General features: G+C 68.7%; 20 protein-coding genes and 3 pseudogenes. 5 read left to right on the plus strand and 18 right to left on the minus strand.

The features are described from left to right. Positions 1–21: 21 nt before the first annotated feature. Positions 22–363: a 50S ribosomal protein L19 gene (gene rplS, locus H7I57_RS21720; protein ID WP_264025958.1), complete on the minus strand. Its 342-nt coding sequence runs from the start codon at positions 361–363 to the stop codon at positions 22–24. A 288-nt stretch (positions 364–651) separates the two neighbouring features. On the opposite strand from rplS, the gene H7I57_RS21725 reads away from it, so the two are divergent. After that, positions 652–1,593 carry a serine hydrolase gene (locus tag H7I57_RS21725; RefSeq protein WP_264025959.1) on the plus strand — a complete coding sequence of 314 codons (942 nt, stop codon included), beginning with the start codon at positions 652–654 and terminating at the stop codon, positions 1,591–1,593. On the opposite strand, the gene trmD is transcribed toward H7I57_RS21725, so the two are convergent. The 4 genes from trmD to rpsP are packed head-to-tail and all read right to left on the minus strand — an operon-like array spanning position 1,590 to position 3,598. Next, positions 1,590–2,276 carry a tRNA (guanosine(37)-N1)-methyltransferase TrmD gene (gene trmD, locus H7I57_RS21730; protein ID WP_264025960.1) on the minus strand — a complete coding sequence of 229 codons (687 nt, stop codon included), beginning with the start codon at positions 2,274–2,276 and terminating at the stop codon, positions 1,590–1,592. The two genes, H7I57_RS21725 and trmD, sit on opposite strands and share 4 nt — an antisense overlap. Positions 2,277–2,284: 8 nt before the next feature. Then, a complete protein-coding gene (rimM, locus tag H7I57_RS21735; protein WP_264025962.1) occupies positions 2,285–2,815 on the minus strand; it encodes a ribosome maturation factor RimM in 531 nt (176 codons plus the stop codon). A 10-nt stretch (positions 2,816–2,825) separates the two neighbouring features. Beyond that, the gene (locus H7I57_RS21740; protein ID WP_005148848.1) at positions 2,826–3,068 is read right to left on the minus strand and encodes an RNA-binding protein; all 243 of its coding nucleotides are present in this window, start codon (positions 3,066–3,068) and stop codon (positions 2,826–2,828) included. Between the two features lie 8 nt (positions 3,069–3,076). Next, positions 3,077–3,598, minus strand: a complete 522-nt coding sequence (gene rpsP / locus H7I57_RS21745) for a 30S ribosomal protein S16 (RefSeq protein ID WP_264025964.1) — start codon at positions 3,596–3,598, stop codon at positions 3,077–3,079. A 217-nt stretch (positions 3,599–3,815) separates the two neighbouring features. On the opposite strand from rpsP, the gene H7I57_RS21750 reads away from it, so the two are divergent. After that, on the plus strand, positions 3,816–4,307 hold the full coding sequence (locus H7I57_RS21750) for a nuclear transport factor 2 family protein (protein WP_264025966.1): 492 nt from the start codon (positions 3,816–3,818) through the stop codon (positions 4,305–4,307). Positions 4,308–4,313: 6 nt separating this feature from the next. Here the strand turns inward: H7I57_RS21750 and H7I57_RS21755 are convergent, their stop codons facing one another. Beyond that, positions 4,314–4,733 (minus strand): nuclear transport factor 2 family protein, encoded by a 420-nt coding sequence (locus H7I57_RS21755; RefSeq protein WP_264025986.1) that lies wholly within the window; start codon positions 4,731–4,733, stop codon positions 4,314–4,316. A gap of 56 nt (positions 4,734–4,789) precedes the next feature. Here H7I57_RS21755 and H7I57_RS21760 point away from each other — a divergent pair, with 56 nt between their 5' ends. After that, positions 4,790–5,674 (plus strand): D-alanyl-D-alanine carboxypeptidase family protein, encoded by an 885-nt coding sequence (locus H7I57_RS21760; protein ID WP_264025968.1) that lies wholly within the window; start codon positions 4,790–4,792, stop codon positions 5,672–5,674. Positions 5,675–5,779: 105 nt separating this feature from the next. Here H7I57_RS21760 and H7I57_RS21765 read toward each other — a convergent pair. The 3 genes and pseudogenes from H7I57_RS21765 to H7I57_RS21775 form a co-directional block, all read right to left on the minus strand. Next, positions 5,780–5,973: pseudogene (locus H7I57_RS21765) on the minus strand (macro domain-containing protein); the annotation flags it as partial. Between the two features lie 51 nt (positions 5,974–6,024). Beyond that, positions 6,025–8,361: a TIM-barrel domain-containing protein gene (locus tag H7I57_RS21770; protein ID WP_264025987.1), complete on the minus strand. Its 2,337-nt coding sequence runs from the start codon at positions 8,359–8,361 to the stop codon at positions 6,025–6,027. 60 nt (positions 8,362–8,421) lie between these two features. Then, positions 8,422–8,529: pseudogene (locus H7I57_RS21775) on the minus strand (O-acetyl-ADP-ribose deacetylase); the annotation flags it as partial. 30 nt (positions 8,530–8,559) lie between these two features. Between H7I57_RS21775 and H7I57_RS21780 the strand changes: the two are divergent. After that, a pseudogene (locus H7I57_RS21780) lies at positions 8,560–9,147 on the plus strand (D-alanyl-D-alanine carboxypeptidase family protein); the annotation flags it as partial. 73 nt (positions 9,148–9,220) lie between these two features. Then, positions 9,221–10,060 (plus strand): D-alanyl-D-alanine carboxypeptidase family protein, encoded by an 840-nt coding sequence (locus tag H7I57_RS21785; RefSeq protein ID WP_264025969.1) that lies wholly within the window; start codon positions 9,221–9,223, stop codon positions 10,058–10,060. Positions 10,061–10,072: 12 nt separating this feature from the next. Here the strand turns inward: H7I57_RS21785 and H7I57_RS21790 are convergent, their stop codons facing one another. From H7I57_RS21790 to H7I57_RS21830, 9 genes are all read right to left on the minus strand, one after another. Continuing rightward, complete coding sequence (locus H7I57_RS21790; RefSeq protein WP_264025970.1) at positions 10,073–11,152, minus strand: amidohydrolase family protein; 1,080 nt, start codon at positions 11,150–11,152, stop codon at positions 10,073–10,075. Further along, positions 11,152–12,717, minus strand: coding sequence for a signal recognition particle protein (ffh, locus tag H7I57_RS21795; RefSeq protein WP_264025972.1), 1,566 nt, complete (start codon positions 12,715–12,717; stop codon positions 11,152–11,154). The genes H7I57_RS21790 and ffh overlap by 1 nt, the downstream gene beginning before the upstream one ends. 24 nt (positions 12,718–12,741) lie before the next feature. Further along, complete coding sequence (locus H7I57_RS21800; protein WP_264025973.1) at positions 12,742–15,207, minus strand: [protein-PII] uridylyltransferase; 2,466 nt, start codon at positions 15,205–15,207, stop codon at positions 12,742–12,744. Between the two features lie 81 nt (positions 15,208–15,288). Continuing rightward, the gene (locus H7I57_RS21805) at positions 15,289–15,627 is read right to left on the minus strand and encodes a P-II family nitrogen regulator (RefSeq protein ID WP_163889424.1); all 339 of its coding nucleotides are present in this window, start codon (positions 15,625–15,627) and stop codon (positions 15,289–15,291) included. Positions 15,628–15,660: 33 nt separating this feature from the next. After that, positions 15,661–17,013: an ammonium transporter gene (locus H7I57_RS21810; protein WP_264025975.1), complete on the minus strand. Its 1,353-nt coding sequence runs from the start codon at positions 17,011–17,013 to the stop codon at positions 15,661–15,663. A 206-nt stretch (positions 17,014–17,219) separates the two neighbouring features. Next, the gene (gene ftsY, locus H7I57_RS21815) at positions 17,220–18,572 is read right to left on the minus strand and encodes a signal recognition particle-docking protein FtsY (RefSeq protein ID WP_264025976.1); all 1,353 of its coding nucleotides are present in this window, start codon (positions 18,570–18,572) and stop codon (positions 17,220–17,222) included. Positions 18,573–18,616: 44 nt separating this feature from the next. Next, positions 18,617–22,204: a chromosome segregation protein SMC gene (gene smc / locus H7I57_RS21820; RefSeq protein WP_264025980.1), complete on the minus strand. Its 3,588-nt coding sequence runs from the start codon at positions 22,202–22,204 to the stop codon at positions 18,617–18,619. Positions 22,205–22,230: 26 nt separating this feature from the next. Beyond that, on the minus strand, positions 22,231–22,515 hold the full coding sequence (locus H7I57_RS21825) for an acylphosphatase (RefSeq protein WP_264025982.1): 285 nt from the start codon (positions 22,513–22,515) through the stop codon (positions 22,231–22,233). Beyond that, positions 22,516–22,947, minus strand: a complete 432-nt coding sequence (locus H7I57_RS21830) for an OsmC family protein (protein WP_264025984.1) — start codon at positions 22,945–22,947, stop codon at positions 22,516–22,518. Between the last annotated feature and the right edge of the window lie 155 nt (positions 22,948–23,102).

A 23,102-nucleotide genomic window follows, 5' to 3' on the forward strand; every position in this document is an offset into this window, starting at 1 on the left:
GCCCCGGCTCGACCCGGGAGGTCAGCGCTTTTCCTTGATCTTCGCCTTCTTGCCGCGCAGCTCCCGCAGGTAGTAAAGCTTGGCGCGACGCACGTCACCTCGGGTGACGATGTCGATGTGGTCGATGTTGGGCGAGTGCACCGGGAAGGTGCGCTCGACGCCGACGCCGTAGCTTTCCTTGCGGACCGTGAAGGTCTCGCGGACCCCACCGCCCTGGCGGCGCAGCACCACGCCCTTGAAGACCTGAATGCGCTCCTTGGAGCCCTCGATGACCTTCACGTGGACGTTGACGGTGTCACCGGGGCCGAAGTCCGGGACATCGTCGCGCAACGACGTCTGGTCTACGAAATCCAGCGTGTTCATCGGAGACACTTCCTTGCTGTTCGCGGCTCGTGGCAGGCGTCGCGGGGACGCGTGCTGGAGCCGATGGTGTGATTCGGGCGTCTGGGCGAGTCGTGCGGCGTCTTCCGCCGTGCACAGACAACTGCCCAATTGTGCCAGACGGAGTCCGATTCCCCGAAATCCGGCCGCTCGCTCGGCGCGGGAGGCGGGCTCCGCCGTCGAAGGCTACCCTTAATACACGGGTGCAGAACCCGTTCTGCCCTGCTTCAACCGACAATTCGGTCCCACGGATTCATGGAGGCGTCACCGATGCAACGGCGGTCGTGCAGGTTGGTACTGACCACTGCAGCGGTGACCGTCGGTGCCCTCGTCCTCGCCGGGTGCGAGGCGCAGGTGCACGGCTCGGCCCCGGCGCCGGCCGGACCGCAACTGACGGTGGTCGCCCCTCTCGGCAGCATGGCACCCCTGCCCGAGGCGCCCCCGGACGAACCTCCGGCCGGGTTCACCGGCTTGGCCGATCGCGAGCGGCAGGCCACCGCCGAGGCCGCCGATGCGGGCGCCGAGATCACCGTGGCGGTACTCGACCGCAACACCGGTCAACTCGTGACCAACGGCAACGGCATGACGATCGCCATCGCGTCGGTGGTCAAGCTGTTCATCGCCGACGACCTGCTGCTGCAGGTGTCCAAGGGCGAGACCACGCTGTCCCCTGAGGACCGCAAGTCCCTCGACGTGATGCTGCGGGCGTCCGACGACAGCGCCGCCGAGGTGTTCTGGAACCGCAGCGGCGGCAGCGCGATCATCAACCGGGTGGTCGCCCGATACGGACTGGGTTCGACGCGGGCGCCGGGCAACGGGCGGTGGTTCAACACCATCAGCACGGCGACCGACCTGGTGCGCTATTACGACATGCTGTTGGCGGGCAGCGGCGGCTTGCCGCCCGAACAAGCGAGCATCATCCTGTCCAACCTGGCCGCATCAACGCCGACGGCGCCCGACGGGATGGTGCCGGGGGGCGTCTACCCGCAGCGGTTCGGCATCCCCGAGGGCCTGTTCGCCGAACGGGTGGCGGTCAAGCAAGGCTGGATGTGTTGCGTCGGCGCCGACTGGATGCACCTGTCCACCGGCATCGTCGGTCCTGACCGCCGGTACGTGATGGTCATCGGGTCGATGCAGGCGGCCGACGACGACACCGCCCGGCAGACGATCACCCAGGCGGTCAAGACGATGTTCCCCGGCGGGCGTATCTAGTCCAGCAGATCCGGGCGGCGCTCACGGGTGCGCTCGACGCTCTGCGCGTGGCGCCACGCCCTGATGCGGGCGTGATCACCCGAGAGCAGCACCTCGGGCACGTCGAGTCCACGCCAGCTGGCGGGGCGGGTGTAACTGGGACCCTCGAGCAGGCCACCCACCAGATCGGAATGTGAATCGTCGCGATGGGACTCGGGATTGCCCAGCACATCGGGCAGCAGCCGAACCACCGCCTCGATCATCACCAGTGCCGCCGACTCGCCGCCGGGCAGAACGTAATCGCCGATCGACACTTCCTCGACGCGCATCCGGCGGGCAGCGTCCTGCGGCACCCGCTGGTCGATCCCCTCGTAACGGCCGCAGGCGAAAACCAGGTGGTCCTCGCCGCTCCAGCGCACGGCGTCGGCCTGGGTGAACAGCCGGCCCGCAGGGGTGGGAATCACCAGAAGTGTCTCCGGCGAACAGATCTCGTCCAGCGCCGCCCCCCACACCGGCGCCTTCATCACCATGCCCGGTCCCCCGCCGTAGGGTGAGTCGTCGACGGATCGATGGACGTCATGGGTCCAGGTGCGTAGATCGTGCACGGCGAGTTCGACGACACCGGTCTCGATGGCCTTGCCCGGCAACGACTGCCGCAACGGTTCCAGGTAGGCCGGGAAGATGCTCACCACATCGATACGCACGCCGCACCTCACTGGAGATCGGCGAGGTTCAGCAGTCCGTCGGGCGGGTCGATCTCGACGACGCCGTCGGTCAGCGACACCTTCGTCACGATCGCGCTCACGAACGGGACCAGGATCTCGAGTCCCTCAGCGGATTTGACACTGAGCAGCTCACCGGCGGCGGTGTGCAGCACCTCGGCGACCGTGCCGACATCGTCCCCGGTCACGGTCCGCACCCGCAGCCCTTCGAGTTGATGGTCGTAGAACTCGTCGGGTTCGGTGATCGGCGGCAGATCGTCGGAGTCGACGACGAACAGCGTGCCCCTCAGGGCCTCGGCGGCATCGCGGCCGACGACACCGGCCAGCCGCACCAGCAGCCTGCCGGTGTGTTCGCGAACCGATTCGATGGTGTACTCACGTTCGGAACCACCGCGAGAAGCGCGGCCCCGCAACGTCTTACCGCGCGCGAAGCGGGCGTCGGGATCGTCGGTTCGGACATCGACGACGACCTCACCGGTGACGCCGTGCGCCTTCGCCACGCGCCCGACGACCAGCTCCATGGACGTATGCCTACTGGTCGGTGTCCACCACGTCGACGCGGATGCCCCGGCCGCCGATACCCGCCACCAGGGTGCGCAATGCGGTCGCGGTGCGGCCCCCTCGCCCGATGACCTTTCCGAGGTCTTCGGGGTGGACGTGCACCTCGACCGTGCGCCCACGGCGGTTGGTCACCATGTCGACCCGGACATCGTCGGGGTTGTCGACGATCCCGCGGACCAGATGCTCGACAGCGTCGACCACGACTGAGCTCACGGCCGTTCTCAGCTCTCGCTTGCGGCGTCGGCGCTCTCGGCCGCCTCAGCGGTCGCGGTCTCGGCCTTCTCGTCGGCCTTCTCTGCCGTGTCGTCGGCCTTCTCTGCCGTGTCGTCGGCCTTCTCTGCCGCCTTCTTGGCGGGCGCCTTCTTCTTCTTGGGCTGAGTGGCCTCGCCGGACGGAGCACCGTCGGCCTCGGCCAGCGCCGCGTTGAACAGGTCCAGCTTGCTGGTCTTGGGCTCCTTGACCTTCAGCGTGCCCTCGGCCCCGGGCAGACCCTTGAACTTCTGCCAGTCACCGGTGATCTTCAGCAGGGCCAGCACCGGCTCCGTCGGCTGCGCGCCGACTCCCAGCCAGTACTGCACGCGCTCCGAGTCGATCTCGATGACGCTGGGGTCTTCCTTCGGGTGGTACCGGCCGATGACCTCGATGGCGCGGCCGTCGCGGCGGTTGCGCGCGTCAGCGACAGAGATGCGGTACTGGGGGTTGCGGATCTTGCCGAAGCGGGCAAGCTTGATCTTGACAGCCATGGTGGTGCGATTCTCCTGTGATTGCCACGTGTGCAATTCAAGCGACGCGGGCGGGCTGCCCGGTCCGGTTTTGCCTTACGTGTGTGACCGCCGAGGGGCCGGAGTCCCGGGGCAGACAGCCGCTCATTGTGCCAGAACCTGCGTGTCACGACGAAATCCTGCTCCGGCACACCCCGCCGACCTTTACAACTTCGGGCAGCAGTGTCACCCTCCACCCATGGACGACGCCAAGGCCCTGCTGGAGATCGAATCGATCAAACAGCTGAAGGCCCGCTACTGCAGGTACCTGGACACCAAGGACTGGAACTCGTGGCGCGGCATCTTCAGCGACGATTTCCGCAGCGACACCGCGAGCGCGGGTGGCAAGGTCATCGTCGGCGCCGACCCCTTCGTCGCGTTCACCCGCAAGAATCTCGGCGACCGCGCCACGGTGCACCAGGTGCATGCGCCGGAGATCGAAATGACGTCGGCCACGACCGCGCGCGGGGTGTGGGCTCTCGAAGACGTGGTGCGCCTGGCGCCCGGGGTGAACCTGCGCGGCTACGGCCATTACACCGAGACCTACGAGAAGGTCGACGGGCGCTGGCTCATCGCGAGCTCCAGACTGACCCGGCTGCGGGAGGACGTGTTCAACATCGCGTTCTCGCTGTACATCTCTGACCGGATCAAGCGAGTGACCGGCCGCGCGGCGCGCCGCTTGGCACGCTGAGCGGGGTCAGACGAGTTTGTCGAAGCATTTCTCCTCGACGCGCCTGCTCATCCGCCAGCCCTGCGCGGTTCTGATGAACTCATCGACGTACCAGATCCCGACGAAATAGATCTGCCCCTTATCGCCGCCCATCACCATCGGGTTGAAGCAGACCGCCCGCGACGTCGCGGTGTCGCCGCTGATGCGCACATCGATGTTGCCCAGCATGTGGTAGTAGGCGGGAAAGTTCGGCAGCACCTCCTCGAGCCAGGCCTTGACTTCCGGAAAGTGGCCGTCGACCCCGCCGCTGACCCGGTAATCGATGTAGGCGTCGGGGGTGAACACCGAGTCGAGGTCGTCGAACTGTCGCTGGTCGATCGCGGTGGAATAGTCGACAAGCAGTTGCTGTATCTCCAGCCGATCGGAGATCTCCTCGAGGCTCAACATGGATTGATTGAACACGATCGGCCACTGGGTCCGGGCCGGGCATACACTCATCGGTCATGACTAGGCTTCTCGCGTACCTGGGGGTCACGCTGTGCGTGATCGCGGGGATCACCGCGTCGACTGCGTCGGCCGTGCCCGTGTCCGGGATCAGCCAGCCGGCCGGCTCGGTACCGATCCCCGACGGTCCCGCCCAAGCATGGATCGTCGCCGACATGGACACCGGCGCGGTGCTCGCCGCCCGCAACGAGTACGGGCAGTACGCCCCCGCCAGCACCATCAAGGTGCTGCTCGCCTTGACAGTCCTCGACGAGCTTCCGCTGGACGCGACGATCGTCGCCAACGAGGCGGACACCAAGGTCGAGTGCAACTGCGCCGGCGTCACACCTGGCTTCACCTACACGACCCGCCAGCTGTTGGAGGCGCTGCTGCTGGTGTCGGGCAACGACGCCGCGAACACGCTGGCCACCATGCTGGGCGGGCGCGACGTCGCGCTGATGAAGATGAACGGCAAGGCCGCTCTGGTGGGTGCGTACGGGACGAACGCGGGTTCCCCGTCGGGTATCGACGGACCCGGAATCGACATGTGGTCCTCGCCGCACGATCTGGCGGTCATCTTCCGGGCCGCGATGGCCAACCCCGTCTTCGCTGAGATCACCGCCATGCCCACCGCGGTCTTCCCCACAAAAACCGGCGACAAGGTGCTGGTGAACCAGGACGAACTACTGCACCGCTATCCGGGCACCTTCGGCGGTAAGACCGGATACACCGACCTGGCCCGCAAGACGTTCGTCGGCGGCGCCGAGCGCAATGGCAGTCGGCTGGTCGTGGTGCTGATGTACGGAGTCGTCAAGGAGGGTGCCCCCTCCTACTGGGATCAGGCGGCCAGCCTGCTCGACTGGGGTTTTGCGCTCGGACCCGGCGCCGGAGTGAGCCAGCTGTAAACCTGCAGCGCGACACTCGAGACCCGATGGGGACCTGATCGCGCGCTTGTCGAGTCCTTGCGCGGGGACCCGCGGGACTGTGCGACGAAGTTTCGCGGGGCTGGCGCTCGCCTCCTCTGCGCGGGAGTGCACCGGCCCGACCGTGTGGATCACCCAGCGGGCCGGCAGGTCGCCCGCCGTGGTCGCCACCGCGTGACCGACCGCAAGCCGTCCGGGAGGCTGGTCTGCCGCAGGGCCCGGCACTCCTCGAGGATGCGCGGCCCGCCGGCACGGTGGATGGCACCGTCGACGCCCCGACCGGAGCGTACCCACGGTCGTCTCTCGGGCGACCCCCGTCGCAAACGTGTTCCTCAGGAACGCCGGATCGGGCGGTCGAGGGCGTTCCCGGATCTGTCGACGATCCGGATCTCGACGCTTGCTGGGAGACCCTCCACGGTGACGGTGGGATCGTGTCGGGCGGTGGTGATCGCCATGGTTGCGCCATCGACCTGCGCCACGCCTCGCCAGTCGGCCGTGGCGGTCGAGGTGCCGGCGCGCAGGGTCAGCACGTCGGTGGGGCGGGCGCCGACGTGGGGCATGACCGGGCCGAGCGGGATCAGCGACCCCGCCCGCTGGTAGAGCGGGAAGTGACCGATCGGGCTGTGGGTGGTGAGCCAGGTGGGGCCGTGGTGGTGCTCGCCGGTGAACCAGTGGACCCAGTCGCCGTCGGGCAGGTACACCCGACGGTCGCCGTCGGGACTCGCGACCGGGGCCACGAGGAGGTCTTCGCCGAGGAGCCACTGGTCCGAGAGGTGCCAGGTGGTGGGGTCGTCGGGGTGGTCGACCACGAGCGGCCGGGCCAGGGGAACTCCCGCGGCTGCGGCGCGGTGCGCGTGCCCGAGCAGGTATGGCAGCAGTCGATAGCGCAGGTGGAGGAGGTCGCGGGCCAGGTCGGTGGTGGGGCCACGGTCGTAGAGCTCGCGGTGGCCGAACCCGTGGATGCGGCTGTGGGAGAGGAACAGGCCGGCCTGGAGCCATCGGACGAGCAGGTCGTCGTGGGGTTCGCCCATGAAGCCGCCGATGTCGGTGCTCCAGAACGGGAACCCGCACAGCCCCAGGGACATACCGCCGGCGACGTTGGCGAAGAGGTTGTCCCACCGGGCCGATGAGTCGCCGCCCCAGTGGAGCGGGTACCGCTGGGAGCCTGCGAAGGCGGCGCGAGCCCAGATGATCCACTCCCCGGTGCGGGCGTGGGTGGCTTCGGCGACGGCTCGGTTGTACAGCAGGGGATAGCGATTGTGCATCCGGTGACCGGGGGTGCCGTCGTGGTACACGCCGTCGACCGGTGCTTGCTCGCCGAAGTCGACCTTGATGGCGCGAACACCGAGGTCGAACAGCTTGCCGAGCCACCGTTGGTAGACCTCGACGCCGTCGGGGTTAGTGACGTCGATGCACCCGACCCGTCCGCCCTCCCAGCCCGGCGTGTAGCAGAGCCCGATGTCGTAGAGGCTGCCGTCATGGCGGCGCACGAACCCGTCCACCGCCGCCAGCTCGTCGAACAGCGCCGAGCCCGCGGGGATGTAGGGCAGCTGCCACAACGACACCTTCACCCCCATCGCGCGCATGGTGTCGAGGTACCCGGCCGGGTCGGGGAACCGGTCGGGGTCGAACTCGAGGTCGCAGAACCAGTCCCGGCGGAACCAGTGGGTGTCGAGGTGCAGCACGTCGAAGGGCAGGTCCTCGGCGCGCATCCGCTCGGCGACCTCGAGGGTCTCGGCGGCCGAGGAGTAGGAGATCTTCGACTGCCAGAACCCGAACGACCAGTCCGGTGGCACGTTCGGCCGACCCGTCAGGTCGGTGTAGGCCCCGAGGACCTCGCGGATGTCGCCGACGAACACGAAGGCGTCGAACCAGTCGTCGTCCACCGCCACCTGGAGCTGGGGGGTGGAGCGGCTGCCGATCCAGGCGGTGAGGCGGGCGTCGTGGTTGGCGTACACGCCCCACCCGGCCGTGGTGACCCAGAACGGCACGTTCTTGTAGGCCCGTGGGGTGACCGTGCCGAACGCCTCCTCCATGTCGACGTCGATCGTCTGGCCGACCTTGTCGAGTCGCCCGAACTGCTCCCCGAACCCGTAGACGCACTCGTCGGGGCCGATCGAGAACACCTCAGTCGCCAGCCGGTGCCCCTCCAGGGGCGTGCGGCAGATGCCGGTGGGGAACGCGTCCCACGCTCCCATCAGGTTCGACTCGCCGCCTCCGATGGTGCCGACCAGGTGGCCGTCGGCGCGTCGCACCCGCAGGGTCGGCCCGCCCGCGTCGGGAACCTCCACCTCGATGGAGGCCTCGCTGGTGCAGATCCGCACCCCGGTGGGGGTCGTCTCCCCGCGCGCCGCCTCGTCGACGCGCACCTCCGTGGCCAGCATCGGGGTGTCACCCACGGGCACGTCGGCGCCTAGCGCGAACCGGTAGCGGAAGGTTCGAGGGCCGACGGCATCGATGCGCATCGTCAGCGGCGCAGACTCGATCCGGGGTCCGGCGAGGGTGACGCCACCAAGGAGCCGAGTGGCGGTGGTGTTCGAAGTGGCGGACACGTCGAGGACCACGAATCCCCGCCCCAGCGCGCGGATGGTGGTCGTGTCGAGCTGGAGACGGTCGACCTCGAGGCGTTCGAGGTGCCGGGTCGGCGGTCGGTCGGCGTCGCTGTCCATGCGAATGCTCCGCTCAGGGTGATGTTCAGGTCTGGGGGGTCGAGTCCAGCGATCAGCCGGCGCGCCGCCGACGCCCCCACCTGCGAGCAACGACGAGTTCGCCGCGTTGACGATCGCGTCCACCGCCTGCGCAGCGACGCCACCCTGGACCACGGTGATCCCCCATATCGACTGGAGCGTACCTACGACTGCGCCGCCGAGGTGGAGTGCAATTGCGCGGACGTGACACCCGGCTTCACCTACACGACCCGGCAGCTGCTGGAGGCGCTGCTGCTGGTGTCGGGCAACGATGCCGCCACCACATTGGCCACCATGCTGGGCGGGCTTGATGTCGCGCTGATGAAGATGAACGGCAAGGCCGCTCTGGTGGGTGCGTACGGGACGAACGCGGGTTCCCCGTCGGGTATCGACGGACCCGGAATCGAAATGTGGTCCTCGCCGCACGATCTGGCGGTCATCTTCCGGGCCGCGATGGCCAACCCCGCCTTCGCTGAGATCACCGCCATGCCCACCGCGGTCTTCCCCACAAAAACCGGCGACAAGGTGCTGGTGAACCAGGACGAGCTGCTGCACCGCTAGCCGGGCACCTTCGGCGGTAAGACCGGCTACACCGACCTGGCCCGCAAGACCTTCGTCGCCGCCGCCCACCGCGACGGCAGGCGCCTGGTCGTCGCGATGATGCACGGCCTGGTCCGCGAGGGCGGACCGACCTACTGGGATCAGGCGGCCACCCTGTTCGACTGGGGCTTCGCGCTCTCACCGGACGCGGGCGTCGGCCGGCTCTGAGCCCACCACCCGATACCCGATGGAGACCTGATCGCGCGCTGGTCGAGTCCTGGCGCGATTAGCCTCGCCAATCGTGCGAAGACGTTTCGCGGGGCTGGCGCTCGCCCTCAGCGTGCTGCTGGCTGGCGCCCCGCTCGCCGGAGCACCTACGGCGATGGCCCAGCCTGATCTGGAACCCGCTGCCGCGCAGGCACTTCCAGACGGTCCCGCACAGGCGTGGCTGGTCGCCGATCTCGACACCGGGCAGGTGCTCGCCAGCCGGGACCCCTACGGTTCCTATGCTCCTGCGAGCACGATCAAGATCCTGCTCGCGATGGTCGTGCTCGACCATCTGCGGCCCGAGAGCTTCGCCAGGGCGAACGCCACCCACACCGAAGTCGAATGTTCCTGTGTGGGACTGAAACCCGGCCAGGCCTACACCACCCGCCAGCTCCTCGAGGCGATACTGATGGTGTCCGGCAACGATGCGGCCAACATGCTCGCCGACATGCTCGGTGGCAAGCCGGTCGCGCTGGCCGCGATGAACCGCAAGGCCGCCCTCGTCGGTGCCCGCGCCACCCGGGCGGGATCACCATCCGGACTGGACGGCCCCGGATGGGAGTCGGTGACCTCGCCGCACGACCTGGCGGTCATAATGCGCGCGGCGCTGAAGTATCCGTTGATCGCGCACATCATGCGCTCGCCGTCAGCGCAGTTCCCCGGCAAGACGATTCACAACCAGAACGAGTTGCTCACCCGCTACCCGGGCGACCTCGGCGGCAAGACCGGCTTCACCAACCTGGCGCGTAAGACCTACGTCGGCGCCGCCCAGCGTGGCAACCGCCGCCTCGTCGTCGTGCAGATGTACGGGACCGGCGATCTCTACGGGCAGGCGATCCGCCTCCTGGACTGGGGCTTCGCCCAGAGCCGCTAGGTCGCGGGGCCTTCAGTAGATCGCGCCGCGCAGGATCACCAGGGTCGGGTCGTCGATGATGTGGGCGCCGCCCCGAGGGTCCTCGGCGTAGCAGACCAGGTCGGCCGATGCCCCGTGCTCGAGCGCGGGGCGGTGCAGCCACTGCCGGGCGTCCCAGCACGCAGCCCCCAGCGCGTCCGTCGCCGTCATGCCGATGCCCTTGAGCGCATCGATCTCGTCGCCGATGCGCCCGTGCGCGACCGCGCTCCCGGCGTCGGTGCCCGCATAGATCGGCACGCCGGCCTCCCGTGCGGCGCCGATCCTGGCCGCGCACGTCCGGTGCAGATCGCGCATGTGCCGCTGGTAGCGGGGATAACGCTCGGCGGCCGCGGCGATGCCCGGGAAGTTCTCGATGTTGATCAGCGTGGGCACCAGCGCGGTGCCGTGCTGCACCATCAGGTCCACGGTGTCGTCGGTGAGCCCGGTGCCGTGCTCGATGCAGTCGATGCCCGCCTTGATCAGCCCCGGTAGCGCATCCTCGCTGAACACGTGGGCGGTGACCCGGGCGCCGTTGGCGTGCGCGGCGTCGATCGCGGCTTCGAGCACGTCGTCGGACCACAGCGGCGCCAGGTCGCCGGTGTCGCGGTCGATCCAGTCGCCCACGAGCTTCACCCAGCCGTCGCCCCATCGCGCCTGCTGTGCCACCGCGTCGGGCAGCTGCCACTCGTCGGTGAGTTCGATCGCGAAGCCCCGCTGGTACCGCTTGGGGCGCGCCAGGTGCCGCCCGGCGCGGATGATGCGCGGCAGATCGTCACGATCGTCGAAACCGCGGGTATCAGTGGGCGATCCGGCGTCGCGGAGCAGCAGCGCACCGACGCCGCGCTCGGTCTCGGCCTGTGCGACGGCCTCGGCCATCTCGATGGGTCCGTGCTGGCCGAGCCCGACGTGACAGTGCGCGTCGACCAGGCCGGGAAGAATCCACCCTCCATCCCCCTCGGCGCCGAACACCGTCTCGGCGCCGGTCACCGGCTCGGCGCTGAGCCGGCCCTCGACGATCCACCACTCGACGGGTTCACCGTCAGGCAACCCGTGTCCCCGGAGGTGCAGGGGCATCAGTTCTTGGGGAACTTCAGCTTCGACAGGTCGATGTCGGCCAGCCCCGGCGGCAGCTCGTCGAGCCCCTTGGGCATGTTGGACAGGTCGGGGAATCCCGGAGGCATGCCCGCCATGCCTGCGCCGAGCGGGTTGCGCGCCTTCGGCGGCGTGGGTCCGCGCCCGCCCTTCTTCCCCTTCTTGCCCTTGCCCTTGCCCTTACGCGCCGCTGACTTGCGGCCGAATCCCATTCCCATCTGGCCGGCCATCTGCGACATCATCTTGCGGGCTTCGAAGAAGCGGTCGACGAGCTGGTTGACCTCCGACACGGTGACCCCGGAGCCGTTGGCGATCCGCAGCCGGCGCGAGGCGTTGATGATCTTCGGGTCGGCGCGCTCCTGCGGCGTCATCCCGCGGATGATGGCCTGCACGCGGTCGAGTTGGCTGTCGTCGACGGCGGCCAGCGCGTCCTTCATCTGACCCGCACCCGGCAGCATGCCCAGCAGGTTGCCGATGGGCCCCATCTTGCGGATGGCGAGCATCTGCTCGAGGAAGTCCTCGAGCGTGAGCTCACCGGATCCGATCTTGGCGGCCGTCGCCTCGGCCTGCTCGGCGTCGAAATGCTGCTCGGCCGCCTCGATCAGGCTCAGCACGTCGCCCATGCCCAGGATCCGGCTGGCCATGCGGTCGGGGTGGAAGACGTCGAAGTCCTCGAGCTTCTCGCCGCTGGACGCGAAGAGGATCGGCACGCCGGTGACCTCACGCACCGACAGGGCGGCGCCACCGCGGGCGTCACCGTCGAGCTTGGTGAGCACGACGCCGGTGAACCCGACGCCCTCCCGGAACGCGTCGGCCGTGGTGACGGCGTCCTGGCCGATCATCGCGTCGAGGACGAACAGGGTTTCGTCGGGATCGACGGCATCGCGGATCGCCGCGGCCTGCCGCATCAGTTCCTCGTCGATACCGAGTCGGCCCGCGGTGTCGACGATGACGACGTCGTAGTGCTTGGCCCTGGCCTCCGCGAGGCCTCCCGACGCCACCGACACCGGGTCGCCCGCGGTCATCTGCTCGAGCGTGGCGCCGGCCGGGGACACCCCGGGGTGCGGGGCGAAGACGTGCACGCCTGCGCGTTCGCCGACGATCTGCAGCTGGTTGACCGCTCCGGGGCGCTGCAGGTCACAGGCCACGAGAAGAGGTGTGTGCCCTTGTCCCTTCAGCCATTTCGCGAGTTTGCCCGCCAGGGTCGTCTTACCCGAGCCCTGCAGGCCCGCCAGCATGATCACCGTGGGAGGGGTCTTGGCGAACGTCAGCTGGCGCGTCTGCCCGCCGAGGATCCCGACGAGCTCCTCGTTGACGATCTTGACGACCTGCTGTGCGGGGTTCAGCGCAGCGGAGACCTCGGCGCCCTTAGCGCGGTCCTTGAGGCGGGCGACGAACTCGCGCACCACCGGCAGCGACACATCGGCTTCCAGCAGCGCCAATCGGATCTCGCGGGTGGTGGCGTCGATGTCGGCATCGGTGAGCCGACCCTTGCCACGCAGGCCCGAGAGCGCACCGGTCAACCGGTCGGACAGGGATTCAAACACGAGGCCAGACTATCGCGCTGGTACCTAGCTGGCTTCCTCGACCTTCTTGGCCGGTGGCGCGGGCAGGACGGCGAACAGCTCACGTTCCAGGCTCATCCGCGCGGCGTTGTCCGTGCTCCCAGCGGGAAGCACGATCCCGAAGACGTCGACCACCGACGAACCCAGCGTCGTCACCTTCGCCCACGCGATGTCGGCGCCCGCGCGTTCGAACACCGCCGTGAGCACCGACAGGAGCCCGGCGCGATCGGTGGCCCGGATCTCGGCGACCAGTTGCCCCGCCTCGGTCCCGTCATGCCAGAGCACCCGCGGGGGCGCTGCAGGCGGGTGAACCGGGACGGCGGCACGGACCTCCCCGGCGCGGCCCTGGGAGCTGTCGGCCTCGCGCCGCTCGAGGGTTCCCACCACGTCCAGCTCGCCGTCGACGGCGAGGATCAGCTGCTGACGCAGCAACTCCGCGGCGGGCGGGGTGCCGAAATGCGGCGAGACGACGAACGTGTTGATCGCCGAGCCGCCGTGCGAGTTCACCGACGCCGAGTGCACCCGCAGCGAGTTGAGAGCCAGCACACCCGCCGCCTTGGACAGCAGCCCCCGCCGATCCGGCACGATCATCGTCACGCTGTAGATGTGGGCGTTGTCGGCAGGCGTCAGCTCGACGTGCACCCCGTCGTCGGCAGCCAGCGAAAGGAACCGGGGATCAACGGGATCCGGCTGGGGCAGCGCCTCACCGGCCATCACCAGCCGGCATCGGCGAACCAGATCCCCGATCAGCGAAGCCTTCCAGTCACCCCAGACGCCCGGGCCGGTGGCCAGCGAATCGGCCTCGGCGAGCACGTGCAGCAGCTCCAGGACCACCGGGTCGCCGCCGAGGGTGTCCACCACGGTGTTGATGGTCTTGGGATCCTGCAGATCGCGTCTGGTCGCGGTCTGCGGCAGCAGCAGATGATGGCGCACGACCTTGGACAGGACGCCGATGTCCGAAGGCCACAGCCCCAGCCTGCTACCGATCTGGTTGGCCAGTTCTGCCCCGATGACGCTGTGGTCGCCGCCGCGGCCCTTGCCGATGTCGTGCATCAGCGCGCCGAGCACGAGAAGGTCGGGGCGAGACACGCGTGTCGTGAAGGCGCTTGCGCGGGAGACGGTTTCGACCAGATGGCGATCCACGGTCCAGATGTGCACGACGTCGCGGGGAGGCAGGTCCCGCACCGCTCCCCACTCGGGGAACAGCCGGCCCCACAACCCGGTTCGGTCGAGGGCCTCGATCGTGCCCACCGCCGACGGTCCTGCCGCCAGCATCACGAGCAGGTCCTTGAGCGCCTGGCGGGGCCAGGGCGTGCGCAACTCGGGCGCCGTCTCCACCAGACGGCCGAGGGTGGAGGCGGCCATCGGCAACCCGGTGGTGGCCGACGCCGCGGCCACCCGCAGTATCAGGCCCGGATCGCGCTCCGGGCGGGCATCGCGGGCCAGGATCACCTCGCCGTTGAACTCGATGACGCCTTCGTCGATCGGACGCCGGACCGGCCTGCGCAGCGCCGACAGACCGCGACGGGGCAACGAATTGGCCGCGGTGCGGATGCCCGCGTCGACGTAATAGCTGACGGTCCGCGCCGCGTCGGAGAGCATGCGGGCGAGGTCGAATCGATCACCGATGCGCAACAACGCGCCGATCTCGTCGGCGTGCTGGGCCAACAGCAACTCACGGCCGCGGCCGGCGACGCGGTGCAGTTCGGTGCGGACGTTGAGCAGCGCCAGGTGCGCCTCCCCCAGCGTCTCGATCGGCGAGGCCAGCGACCTGCTCGGATAGACGTCCGCCAACTGCGCGATCGCCAGCGCGTTGAGCAGTTGGACGTCGCGCAGACCACCCCTGCCGCACTTCAGGTCCGGCTCTGCGCGATGGGCGATCTCACCACTACGCTGCCACCTAGCCCTGGTGTGCTCGACGAGTTCGTCGAAGCGCGAAGCGATTCCGGTACGCCACTGGCTGCGCGCGCCGCTGATCAGCAACGAGGACAGGTCGGCGTCTCCGGCGATGTGACGTGCTTCCAGCATCGCCAGGCCGGCCGAGATGTCCTCGCCGCCGACCTTCAGCGCCTGCGGTACGGTCCTGACGCTGTGGTCGAGCCGGATGTTGGCGTCCCACAACGGGTACCACAACAACTCGGCCACCTCCCCGACGACGTCGTCGGGCATGTTGTCGTGCAACAGCATCAGATCGAGATCGGAGAACGGCAGGATCTCTCCCCGGCCGAGTCCACCGGTCGCGACGATGGCGAACCCACTGTTGGACGTGATCCCGATCTCGGTCGCCTTGGTGGTGAGCCAGAAGTCGTAGAGGTCGAGCAGTGCGTCCCGCAGCGCGGCGGAATCGAGCTGACGGCCTGCGAGGAGCTGCTCGGCGGCCGCCACGAGATCGGTTGCGGGGCGCAAAGAACCCGCCGCCGGGCGCTCCCATCGGGGAGCTCCGGCGGCGGGGCCCTGCTTCTGTCCTGTCATGAGTTGTCCTCTCCGGCACTAACCGATCTACCGTTCTTCCGGTGTGATGCCGGGAGACGACGTCTCACTCCGCTGTTGGGATCAAAGGGCGTCTGCCCCCCGCTCGCCGGTGCGCACCCGGACCACGGTGTCGACCGGGCTGACCCACACCTTCCCGTCACCGATCTTGCCCGTGCGGGCCGCCTGGACGATGACGTCCACCACCTTGTCGACGGCGGCATCGTCCACGACGACCTCCACGCGGACCTTCGGAACGAAGTCCACCGAGTACTCCGCGCCGCGGTAGACCTCGGTATGGCCCTTCTGCCGACCGTAACCCTGAACCTCGCTGACGGTCATCCCGAGAATGCCCGTCTGCTCGAGACCGGTCTTGACATCCTCCAGCGTGAACGGCTTGACGATCGCAGTTATCAGCTTCATGTAGTCGATCCCTTCCGATGAAATTGTCGCCGATCAGGCGAGCTCGTAAGCCGTTTCGGCATGTTCAGTTTCATCGATACCAGTGTCCTCTTCCTCCTTGGACACTCGCCAGCCCAGGGGCTTGACGATGAACGCGATGATGGCGGTCATGATGGCGGTGAAGACCACTGCCACCAAAGCGATGACGATCTGCACGACGAGCTGCTGGACCCCACCACCGTAGAACAGGCCGGTCTCGGTTGCGAGGAACCCGATGCCGATGGTGCCCCACAGCCCGGCGACGAGGTGCACGCCGACGACGTCGAGCGAATCGTCATAGCCGAGCTTGTACTTCAGCCCGATGGCGAGTGCGGAGAGCACGCCGGCGATCGCACCGAGGATCAGGGAGCCGATCGCACTGAGAGATCCGCACGCGGGCGTGATCGCCACCAGGCCCGCGACGATGCCCGAGGCGGCGCCGACGCTCGTGGCGTGGCCGTCCCGAATGCGTTCCACCAGCAACCAGGCCAGCATCGCGGCCGCAGTGGCCGCGGTGGTGTTGACCCAGACCGCACCGGCGAGCATGTCCGCCGCACCTTCGGAACCCACGTTGAAGCCGAACCAGCCGAACCACAGGATCGCCGAGCCGAGCAACACGAACGGGACGTTGTGCGGGCGGAACGCGATCTTGCCGAAGCCGTTCCGCTTGCCGAGGAGGATCGCCAGCACGAGAGCGGCCATACCGGCGTTGATGTGCACCACGGTGCCACCGGCGAAGTCGATAGGCGAGACGTTGGCCGCGCCTTCTTCATCCACGCCGAAGATCTTCGCGGCGATGCCGTCCTCCGAACCCGAAAGCAGGCCGCCGCCCCAGACCATATGGGACAGAGGGAAATACACCAGCGTGACCCAGATACCGCCGAACAGCAGCCAGGTACCGAACTTCATCCGCTCGGCGACCGCACCGCTGATCAGCGCGACGGTGATCACGGCGAAGGTGAGCTGGAAAGCCACCCAGACGATGGCGGGCACCGTCCCGAATCCGCCGGAGACGAAGGTGTCGACACCGTCGATCTCGCGGACCTCGGTCAGCTGACTCAACCCGAACAACGAGAAGGGGTTGTCGAAGATGCCGAGGATGTCACTGTCTCCGGTGTGCGCTGACGCGAAGGACATCGAGTAGCCCCACAACACGTAGATGACGCTGACGACGCCGATGGAGCCGAAGGACATCATCATCATGTTGAGGACGGACTTCTGACGTGACAGGCCGCCGTAGAAGAACGCCAGGCCTGGAGTCATGAACAGCACGAGCGCCGCGGAGGTGAGAACCCATGCCGTGTCTCCGCTACTCAGGCCCCCTTCCGCGAACGGCAGGAACGCATCGTCTGGTAAGGCTAAAACCACTTTGTGTGAACCTCCTTGGGATGACGGCCGATCAGGATCGGCCTCCCAGAGAGACTCTGTGGCATGCGTTTCGCCCGTGATTCTGTTGTGTTTCGCCTGCGTGAACGGACGCGCCCAAGTCGTTACGCTCGTGTTTCGCCGACCGAGATCAGCGCAACGGCATGCGCCGTGAGAGAATTGTCAACCCGTTTCCGGCTTCTCGGCGCTCAGCCGAGGAGTGCGTCGACGAACGCCGCGGGCTCGAACGGCGCCAGGTCGTCGGGGCCTTCGCCCAGCCCGACGAGCTTGACGGGCACACCGAGTTCCTGCTGGACGCGGAACACGATGCCGCCCTTGGCCGTGCCGTCCAGCTTGGTCAGGACGACCCCGGTGATGTCGACCACCTCGGCGAACACCCGCGCCTGCGGCAGGCTGTTCTGGCCGATCGTCGCGTCCAGGACGAGGAGGACCTCGTCGACGACGGCGCGCCGGCTCACCACCCGCTTGACCTTGCCCAGTTCGTCCATCAGGCCGGTCTTGGTGTGCAGGCGGCCTGCGGTGTCGATGACCACGACGTCGGCCCCGGAGGTGATGCCGGTGTCCACGGCGTCGAACGCCACGGAGGCCGGGTCGGCGCCCTCGGGGCCCCGGACGATCTGCGCCCCGACCCGCGAGCCCCATGACTCAAGTTGGTCCGCCGCCGCGGCACGGAACGTGTCGGCCGCTCCCAGCACGACGCGCCTGCCGTCGGCGACGAGGACCCGTGCCAGCTTGCCCACGGTCGTCGTCTTGCCCGTGCCGTTGACCCCCACGACCAACAACACCGACGGCTTGTCCTCATGCGGCAGGGCCCTGATCGAGCGGTCCAACTCGGGGTGCAGTTGAGCGATCAGCACCTCGCGCAGCACCGCCCGGGCGTCGGCCTCGGTGCGCACCCGACTGTTGGCCATGCTGGCCCGCAGCGACGTGACCACCGCGTCGGTGACGACGGGACCGAGGTCGGCGATCAGCAGGGTGTCCTCGACCTCCTCCCAGGAGTCCTCGTCGAGGTCGCCGCCACCCAGCAGCCCCAGCATGCTCTTGCCGAGGGTGTTCTGGGACTTCGCCAGCCGACCGCGAAGGCGGTCCAGCCTGCCCTCCGGCGGGGCGATGGCCTCGACCTCCGGCGCCACGTCCTGGGCCGTCTCCTGGGTCGTCTCCGGGGCCGTGTCGGGGATTTCAGCCGGGACTTCGGCCGGGGCAGGCTCCGGTGGCGCGGGCGCTGCGGTAGCTGCGGGCGGCTCCGGAAGCCTGACATCGGCGATGGGACGTCTGGGGGCATCCCGGGGAATCGTGGCGTCATCGCCGACCGCGGGTAAGCCGCTGGTGTCGAGGGGTTCCGCACGCTCGGGCGCGGGTGCGGACGCGCTGAACGTGATGCCCGACGAGGCGGTGTAGCCGCCCGAGCGGTCGACCGGCGTCGCGGTGTCAGGGGCCGACAGGCTGATTCGGCGACGGCGATACCGCACCAGGCCGACGACGAGAGCAGCTATGAGCAGAACCGCGATGACCGCGATTGCGATCCAGAGACCTTCAGACACCCCGCCATTGTCGCAGGGGCAAAACCGCGACCGGCCGCAGCCGCCTACGACGGGCTGGCCACCAGCTCCTGACCGCGCATCCGCTGCGAGATCACCGTCGTGATGCCGTCGTTGCGCATCGTCACGCCGTAGAGGGCGTCGGCGATCTCCATCGTCGGCTTCTGGTGGGTGATGACGATGAGCTGGGACACCTCACGCAGCTGCTCGAACAGGCTGATCAGCCGACGCAGATTGACGTCGTCGAGCGCCGCCTCCACCTCGTCCATCACGTAGAACGGTGACGGGCGCGCCCGGAAGATCGCCACGAGCATCGCCACGGCCGTCAGCGACTTCTCGCCGCCGGACAGCAGCGACAGCCTCTTGATCTTCTTGCCCGGCGGGCGTGCCTCGACCTCGATGCCGGTGGTCAGCATGTCGTCCGGGTTGGTCAGCAGCAGCCTGCCCTCGCCGCCGGGGAACAACGTCGAGAACACTTGGGAGAACTCGCGTTCGACGTCGGCGTAGGCCTCGGAGAACACCTGCAGGATCCGGGTGTCGACGTCGGCGATCACGTCGAGGAGGTCCTTGCGGGCGGCTTTGACGTCCTCGAGCTGAGTGGAGAGGAAGTTGTAGCGCTCCTCGAGAGCCGCGAACTCCTCGAGCGCAAGCGGGTTCACCCTGCCCAGTTCGTTGAGCTCCCGCTCTGCCCGCTTGGCTCGCCGTTCCTGGGTGGGCCGGTCGAACGGCATCGGCGCGGGTGTGGTGACCTGCTCACCGCGCTCGCGTGCCTGCTCGTACTCCGCCATCTCGAGTTCCGTCGGGGGCAGCGGCACGTCGGGCCCGTACTCGGAGACGAGATCGGCCACGGCCATCCCGAACTGTTCGAGCACCTGCTGCTCGAGTTGCTCGATGCGCAGTGCTGCTTGGGCTTTGGCGACCTCGTCGCGGTGCAGCGAGTCGGTGAGCGCGGTGATCCTGGCCGTGAGCTCGTTGACCTCCTCGCGCGCCTTGGCCAGGGCGGCGGCGCGGACCTGACGTTCGGCGGCGACCTCGTCGCGGACCCGGGATGCGACGCTCACGGCCGCACCCAACCGCGCAGCGACCAGTCCCCCGGCCTCGGCGACCGCGGCAGCCACCGCTGCTGCGTGCACGCGCGCCTCCCGCGCCCGCTGGGCACGGACCCGCGCCTCGCGTTCAGCGGTCGCCGCGCGGCGTAGCGAATCGGCCCGTCCCCGAACGGCATTGGCGCGCTCTTCGGCGGTGCGCACCGACAACCGGGCCTCGACCTCCGCCGAGCGGGCCGCCTCCGCCGCGGCGGTCGACTCCTGGCGGTCGACCGGCTCGGCGTCGAACATCGGCTCCTGCTGCGCGTTGTGCAGCCGTTGTTCCAGCTCGGTCAGTTCCTCGACCGTGCGGGTTCGGCCCGCCTCCAACTCGTCGCGCTGTTTGATGAGCCGCTGCCACTCGTCGTCGGCGGCGCGGGCGTCCTGGCCCAGCCGTCCCAGCTGCTCGTAGATCGCCGAGATCGCCGCGTCGGACTCGTTGAGCGCGGCCAGCGCCTGCTCGGCGGCGTCCTGGCGCGAGGACTGCTCGGCCAGCGCACCGGCCAGTGCCGCCGACAACTCCCCGACCTGACGCTCGGCGTCGGCCAGCTCGGCCCGCGCCTTGTCGACCGCCGAGGTGATCTCCAGCGTGCTGGGTTTGCGGTCCGATCCGCCGCTGACCCAGCCCGCGCCGACGAGGTCGCCGTCGGTGGTCACCGCGCGCAGTTGCGGTTGCGCGGCAACGAGTTCCAGCGCGGTGGCCAGATCGCCGACCACCGCGACCCCGGCCAGCATGGCGGTCACGGCGGCGTGAATCGGCGGCGCGGCGTCGACCACGTCGACCGCCCACACCGCACCCTCGGGCAGGTGACCGGTCACCGGCGCCCCCTGCGCGGGCCAGTCCCCGAGCACGATCGCCGCGCGCCCACCGTCGGACTCCTTCAGTGCGGCCACCGCGTCGCGGGCGGCACCGAAGGTCTCCGCGGCGACCGCGTCGGCGGCGGCACCGAGGACCACCGCGACCGCAGCCTCGTGGCCCGCCCGCACCTTGAGCAGATGGGCGATGGACCCGAAAAGGCCCGCCCCACTACGGTTCTCCTGCAGCCAAGCGGCGCCGTCCTTGCGGGCCAACCCGACCGACAGCGCATCGATGCGCGCCTGCAGGGACGCGACCTGGCGTTCGGCAGCCCGTTCCCCGGCCTGCAGTTCGGCGACACGCTCGTCGGCGAGCCGCAGCGCGGTGACCGTCCGGTCGTGGTGTTCGTCGAGTCCGACCTCGCCGGCGTCGAGTTCGCCGACGCGGCTCTGCACCATCTCGAACTCCACCTGTGTCTGCTGGGCCCTGGCGGCGGCGTCGTCGATTCCTGCGGTCAGCCGCGCAACGGTCTCGTCGATGGACTCCACCCTGGTGCGCATGGTGTCGACCTGACCGGAAAGCCGCGCCAGGCCCTCCCGCCGGTCGGCCTCGGCCCGGGCGGCGGCCATGTGGACCCGCTCGGCCTCCGCGGCGGCCTGCTCACGTTCGGCCAGCTCGGCGCGGGCGGCTTCGAGACGGGCCTGGGATTCGGCCAGCTGCTCGAGCAGCAGACGCTCCTGCTCGGCGACCTCGTCGGCCTGCGCGTCCAGCTCGTCGGGGTCAGGGCCACCCGAGGTGTCGGGCTCGGCGTCGAGGTGCTGGGCGCGCTCGCTGGCGATGCGAACCGTTGCGCTGACACGCTCGGCCAGCGCCGAGAGCCGGAACCACCGCTGCTGGGCGGACTCGGCGCGCTCACTGAGCTCCTCGACGGCGGATTCGTGGGCGTCGAGTTCGAGCGCCCGGTCCCCGAGCCGGTCGGTGAGTTCGTCGTGCTCGCCGCGCAGGGTCGTCTCCGCCTGGTTGGTGTCGTCGAACTCGGCCCTGCGGGCGACGAGGTCGTCGGCGGCGAGCCGCAGGCGGGCGTCGCGCAGGTCGGCCTGGATCGTCTGGGCGCGGCGCGCCATCTCTGCCTGCCTGCCCAGCGGCTTGAGCTGCCGACGCAGTTCGGTCGTCAGGTCGGTCAGGCGCGCCAGGTTGGCCGACATCGAGTCGAGCTTGCGAACCGCCTTTTCCTTGCGCTTGCGGTGCTTGAGGACGCCCGCGGCCTCCTCGATGAACGCCCGGCGGTCTTCCGGGCGGGACTCCAGGATCTCCGAGAGCTTGCCCTGGCCCACGATGACGTGCATCTCACGACCGATGCCGGAGTCGCTGAGCAGCTCCTGGACATCCATCAAACGGCAACTGCTGCCGTTGATCTCGTACTCACCCGCACCGTCGCGGAACATCCGCCGGGTGATAGACACCTCGGTGTACTCGATGGGGAGCGCGTTGTCGGAGTTGTCGATCGTCAGCGTCACCTCGGCCCGACCCAGCGGAGCGCGCGACGACGTGCCCGCGAAGATGACGTCTTCCATCTTGCCGCCGCGCAGCGTCTTGGCACCCTGCTCCCCCATGACCCATGTGAGTGCGTCGACGACGTTGGACTTGCCCGAGCCGTTGGGCCCCACCACACAGGTGATGCCGGGCTCGAAACGAAGAGTCGTCGGCGAGGCGAAGGACTTGAAGCCCTTCAGCGTCAGACTCTTCAGATGCATGGGGTGAAACCCTACCGCCGAGCGGGTCAGCGCTCGGTGAAGCCGACGATCGCGTCGCCGGGGTCGGACCAGTCCGAGATCACCTTGTCGACCTGCCCCGGGGTGCTGCCACCTTTGAGCAGGTCAAGCAGCTTTTCGCAGGCGTTCCGGGTACCCTGCGCGACGACCTGGACCCGTCCGTCGGGCCGGTTCGACGCGAAGCCGGTAAGCCCGAGCTCGAGCGCCCGCGACCGCGTCCACCAGCGGAAACCCACCCCCTGGACGTAGCCGTGCACCCACGCGGTCAGCTGGACCTCAGGTTCTACCGACATCTACATCGACTCTCTTCGCGCAAGCGGCTCATCGGCCACCTCAAAGGTCACTTTGGTCCCGGTTTTCAACGTCCGTCCCACGGTGCACACCTGGTCGATCGCGCGCTCGACGACGGTGAGCAACCGCGCCACCTCGTCGTCGGACAACGCCGAGAGGTCGACCTCGAGCAACTCCTCCAGCAACGGGTACCGCTCCTGCTCGCGGTCGGCGGGCCCGGACACCCTGATCGTGGCCTGGTAATCCTCGCCGAGGCGGCGCCGCAGCGGTGCGTCGCTGCTCATCCCACTGCACGCCGCCAGGGCGATCTTCATCAACTCCCCAGGAGTGAAGACACCCTCGACGTCCTCCGAGCCCACCAGTACCTCGGCGCCTCGGGTGCTCCGCCCGGTGTAACGACGCACGCCGGTGCGCTCCACCCATAGTTCGGTCATGGGTCATTTCTACAACGTCCGCCGGAATTGCATTCCAGCAGAGGAAGTGCGAGTGCCGACCTGCTAATCCGAAAATAGAGGTGAGGTGCGCTGGGTGTGGGCGCGTCGGTGTTGCCGTGGGTGCCACGGCGGGTTTGGTGTGTTCGCGGGTCAGG

This window comes from Mycolicibacterium pyrenivorans (assembly GCF_025821625.1).
Taxonomy (GTDB): Bacteria; Actinomycetota; Actinomycetes; order Mycobacteriales; family Mycobacteriaceae; genus Mycobacterium; species Mycobacterium pyrenivorans.

What these genes read in the sequence shown, in the direction of transcription:
- rplS (WP_264025958.1), bottom strand. Translation starts at nt 363, where the DNA reads ATGAACACGCTGGATTTCGTAGACCAGACGTCGTTGCGCGACGATGTC.
- H7I57_RS21725 (WP_264025959.1), top strand. Translation starts at nt 652, where the DNA reads ATGCAACGGCGGTCGTGCAGGTTGGTACTGACCACTGCAGCGGTGACC.
- rimM (WP_264025962.1), bottom strand. Translation starts at nt 2,815, where the DNA reads ATGGAGCTGGTCGTCGGGCGCGTGGCGAAGGCGCACGGCGTCACCGGT.
- rpsP (WP_264025964.1), bottom strand. Translation starts at nt 3,598, where the DNA reads ATGGCTGTCAAGATCAAGCTTGCCCGCTTCGGCAAGATCCGCAACCCC.
- H7I57_RS21750 (WP_264025966.1), top strand. Translation starts at nt 3,816, where the DNA reads ATGGACGACGCCAAGGCCCTGCTGGAGATCGAATCGATCAAACAGCTG.
- H7I57_RS21755 (WP_264025986.1), bottom strand. Translation starts at nt 4,733, where the DNA reads ATGTTGAGCCTCGAGGAGATCTCCGATCGGCTGGAGATACAGCAACTG.
- H7I57_RS21760 (WP_264025968.1), top strand. Translation starts at nt 4,790, where the DNA reads ATGACTAGGCTTCTCGCGTACCTGGGGGTCACGCTGTGCGTGATCGCG.
- H7I57_RS21770 (WP_264025987.1), bottom strand. Translation starts at nt 8,361, where the DNA reads ATGGACAGCGACGCCGACCGACCGCCGACCCGGCACCTCGAACGCCTC.
- H7I57_RS21790 (WP_264025970.1), bottom strand. Translation starts at nt 11,152, where the DNA reads ATGCCCCTGCACCTCCGGGGACACGGGTTGCCTGACGGTGAACCCGTC.
- H7I57_RS21800 (WP_264025973.1), bottom strand. Translation starts at nt 15,207, where the DNA reads ATGACAGGACAGAAGCAGGGCCCCGCCGCCGGAGCTCCCCGATGGGAG.
- H7I57_RS21805 (WP_163889424.1), bottom strand. Translation starts at nt 15,627, where the DNA reads ATGAAGCTGATAACTGCGATCGTCAAGCCGTTCACGCTGGAGGATGTC.
- smc (WP_264025980.1), bottom strand. Translation starts at nt 22,204, where the DNA reads ATGCATCTGAAGAGTCTGACGCTGAAGGGCTTCAAGTCCTTCGCCTCG.
- H7I57_RS21825 (WP_264025982.1), bottom strand. Translation starts at nt 22,515, where the DNA reads ATGTCGGTAGAACCTGAGGTCCAGCTGACCGCGTGGGTGCACGGCTAC.
- H7I57_RS21830 (WP_264025984.1), bottom strand. Translation starts at nt 22,947, where the DNA reads ATGACCGAACTATGGGTGGAGCGCACCGGCGTGCGTCGTTACACCGGG.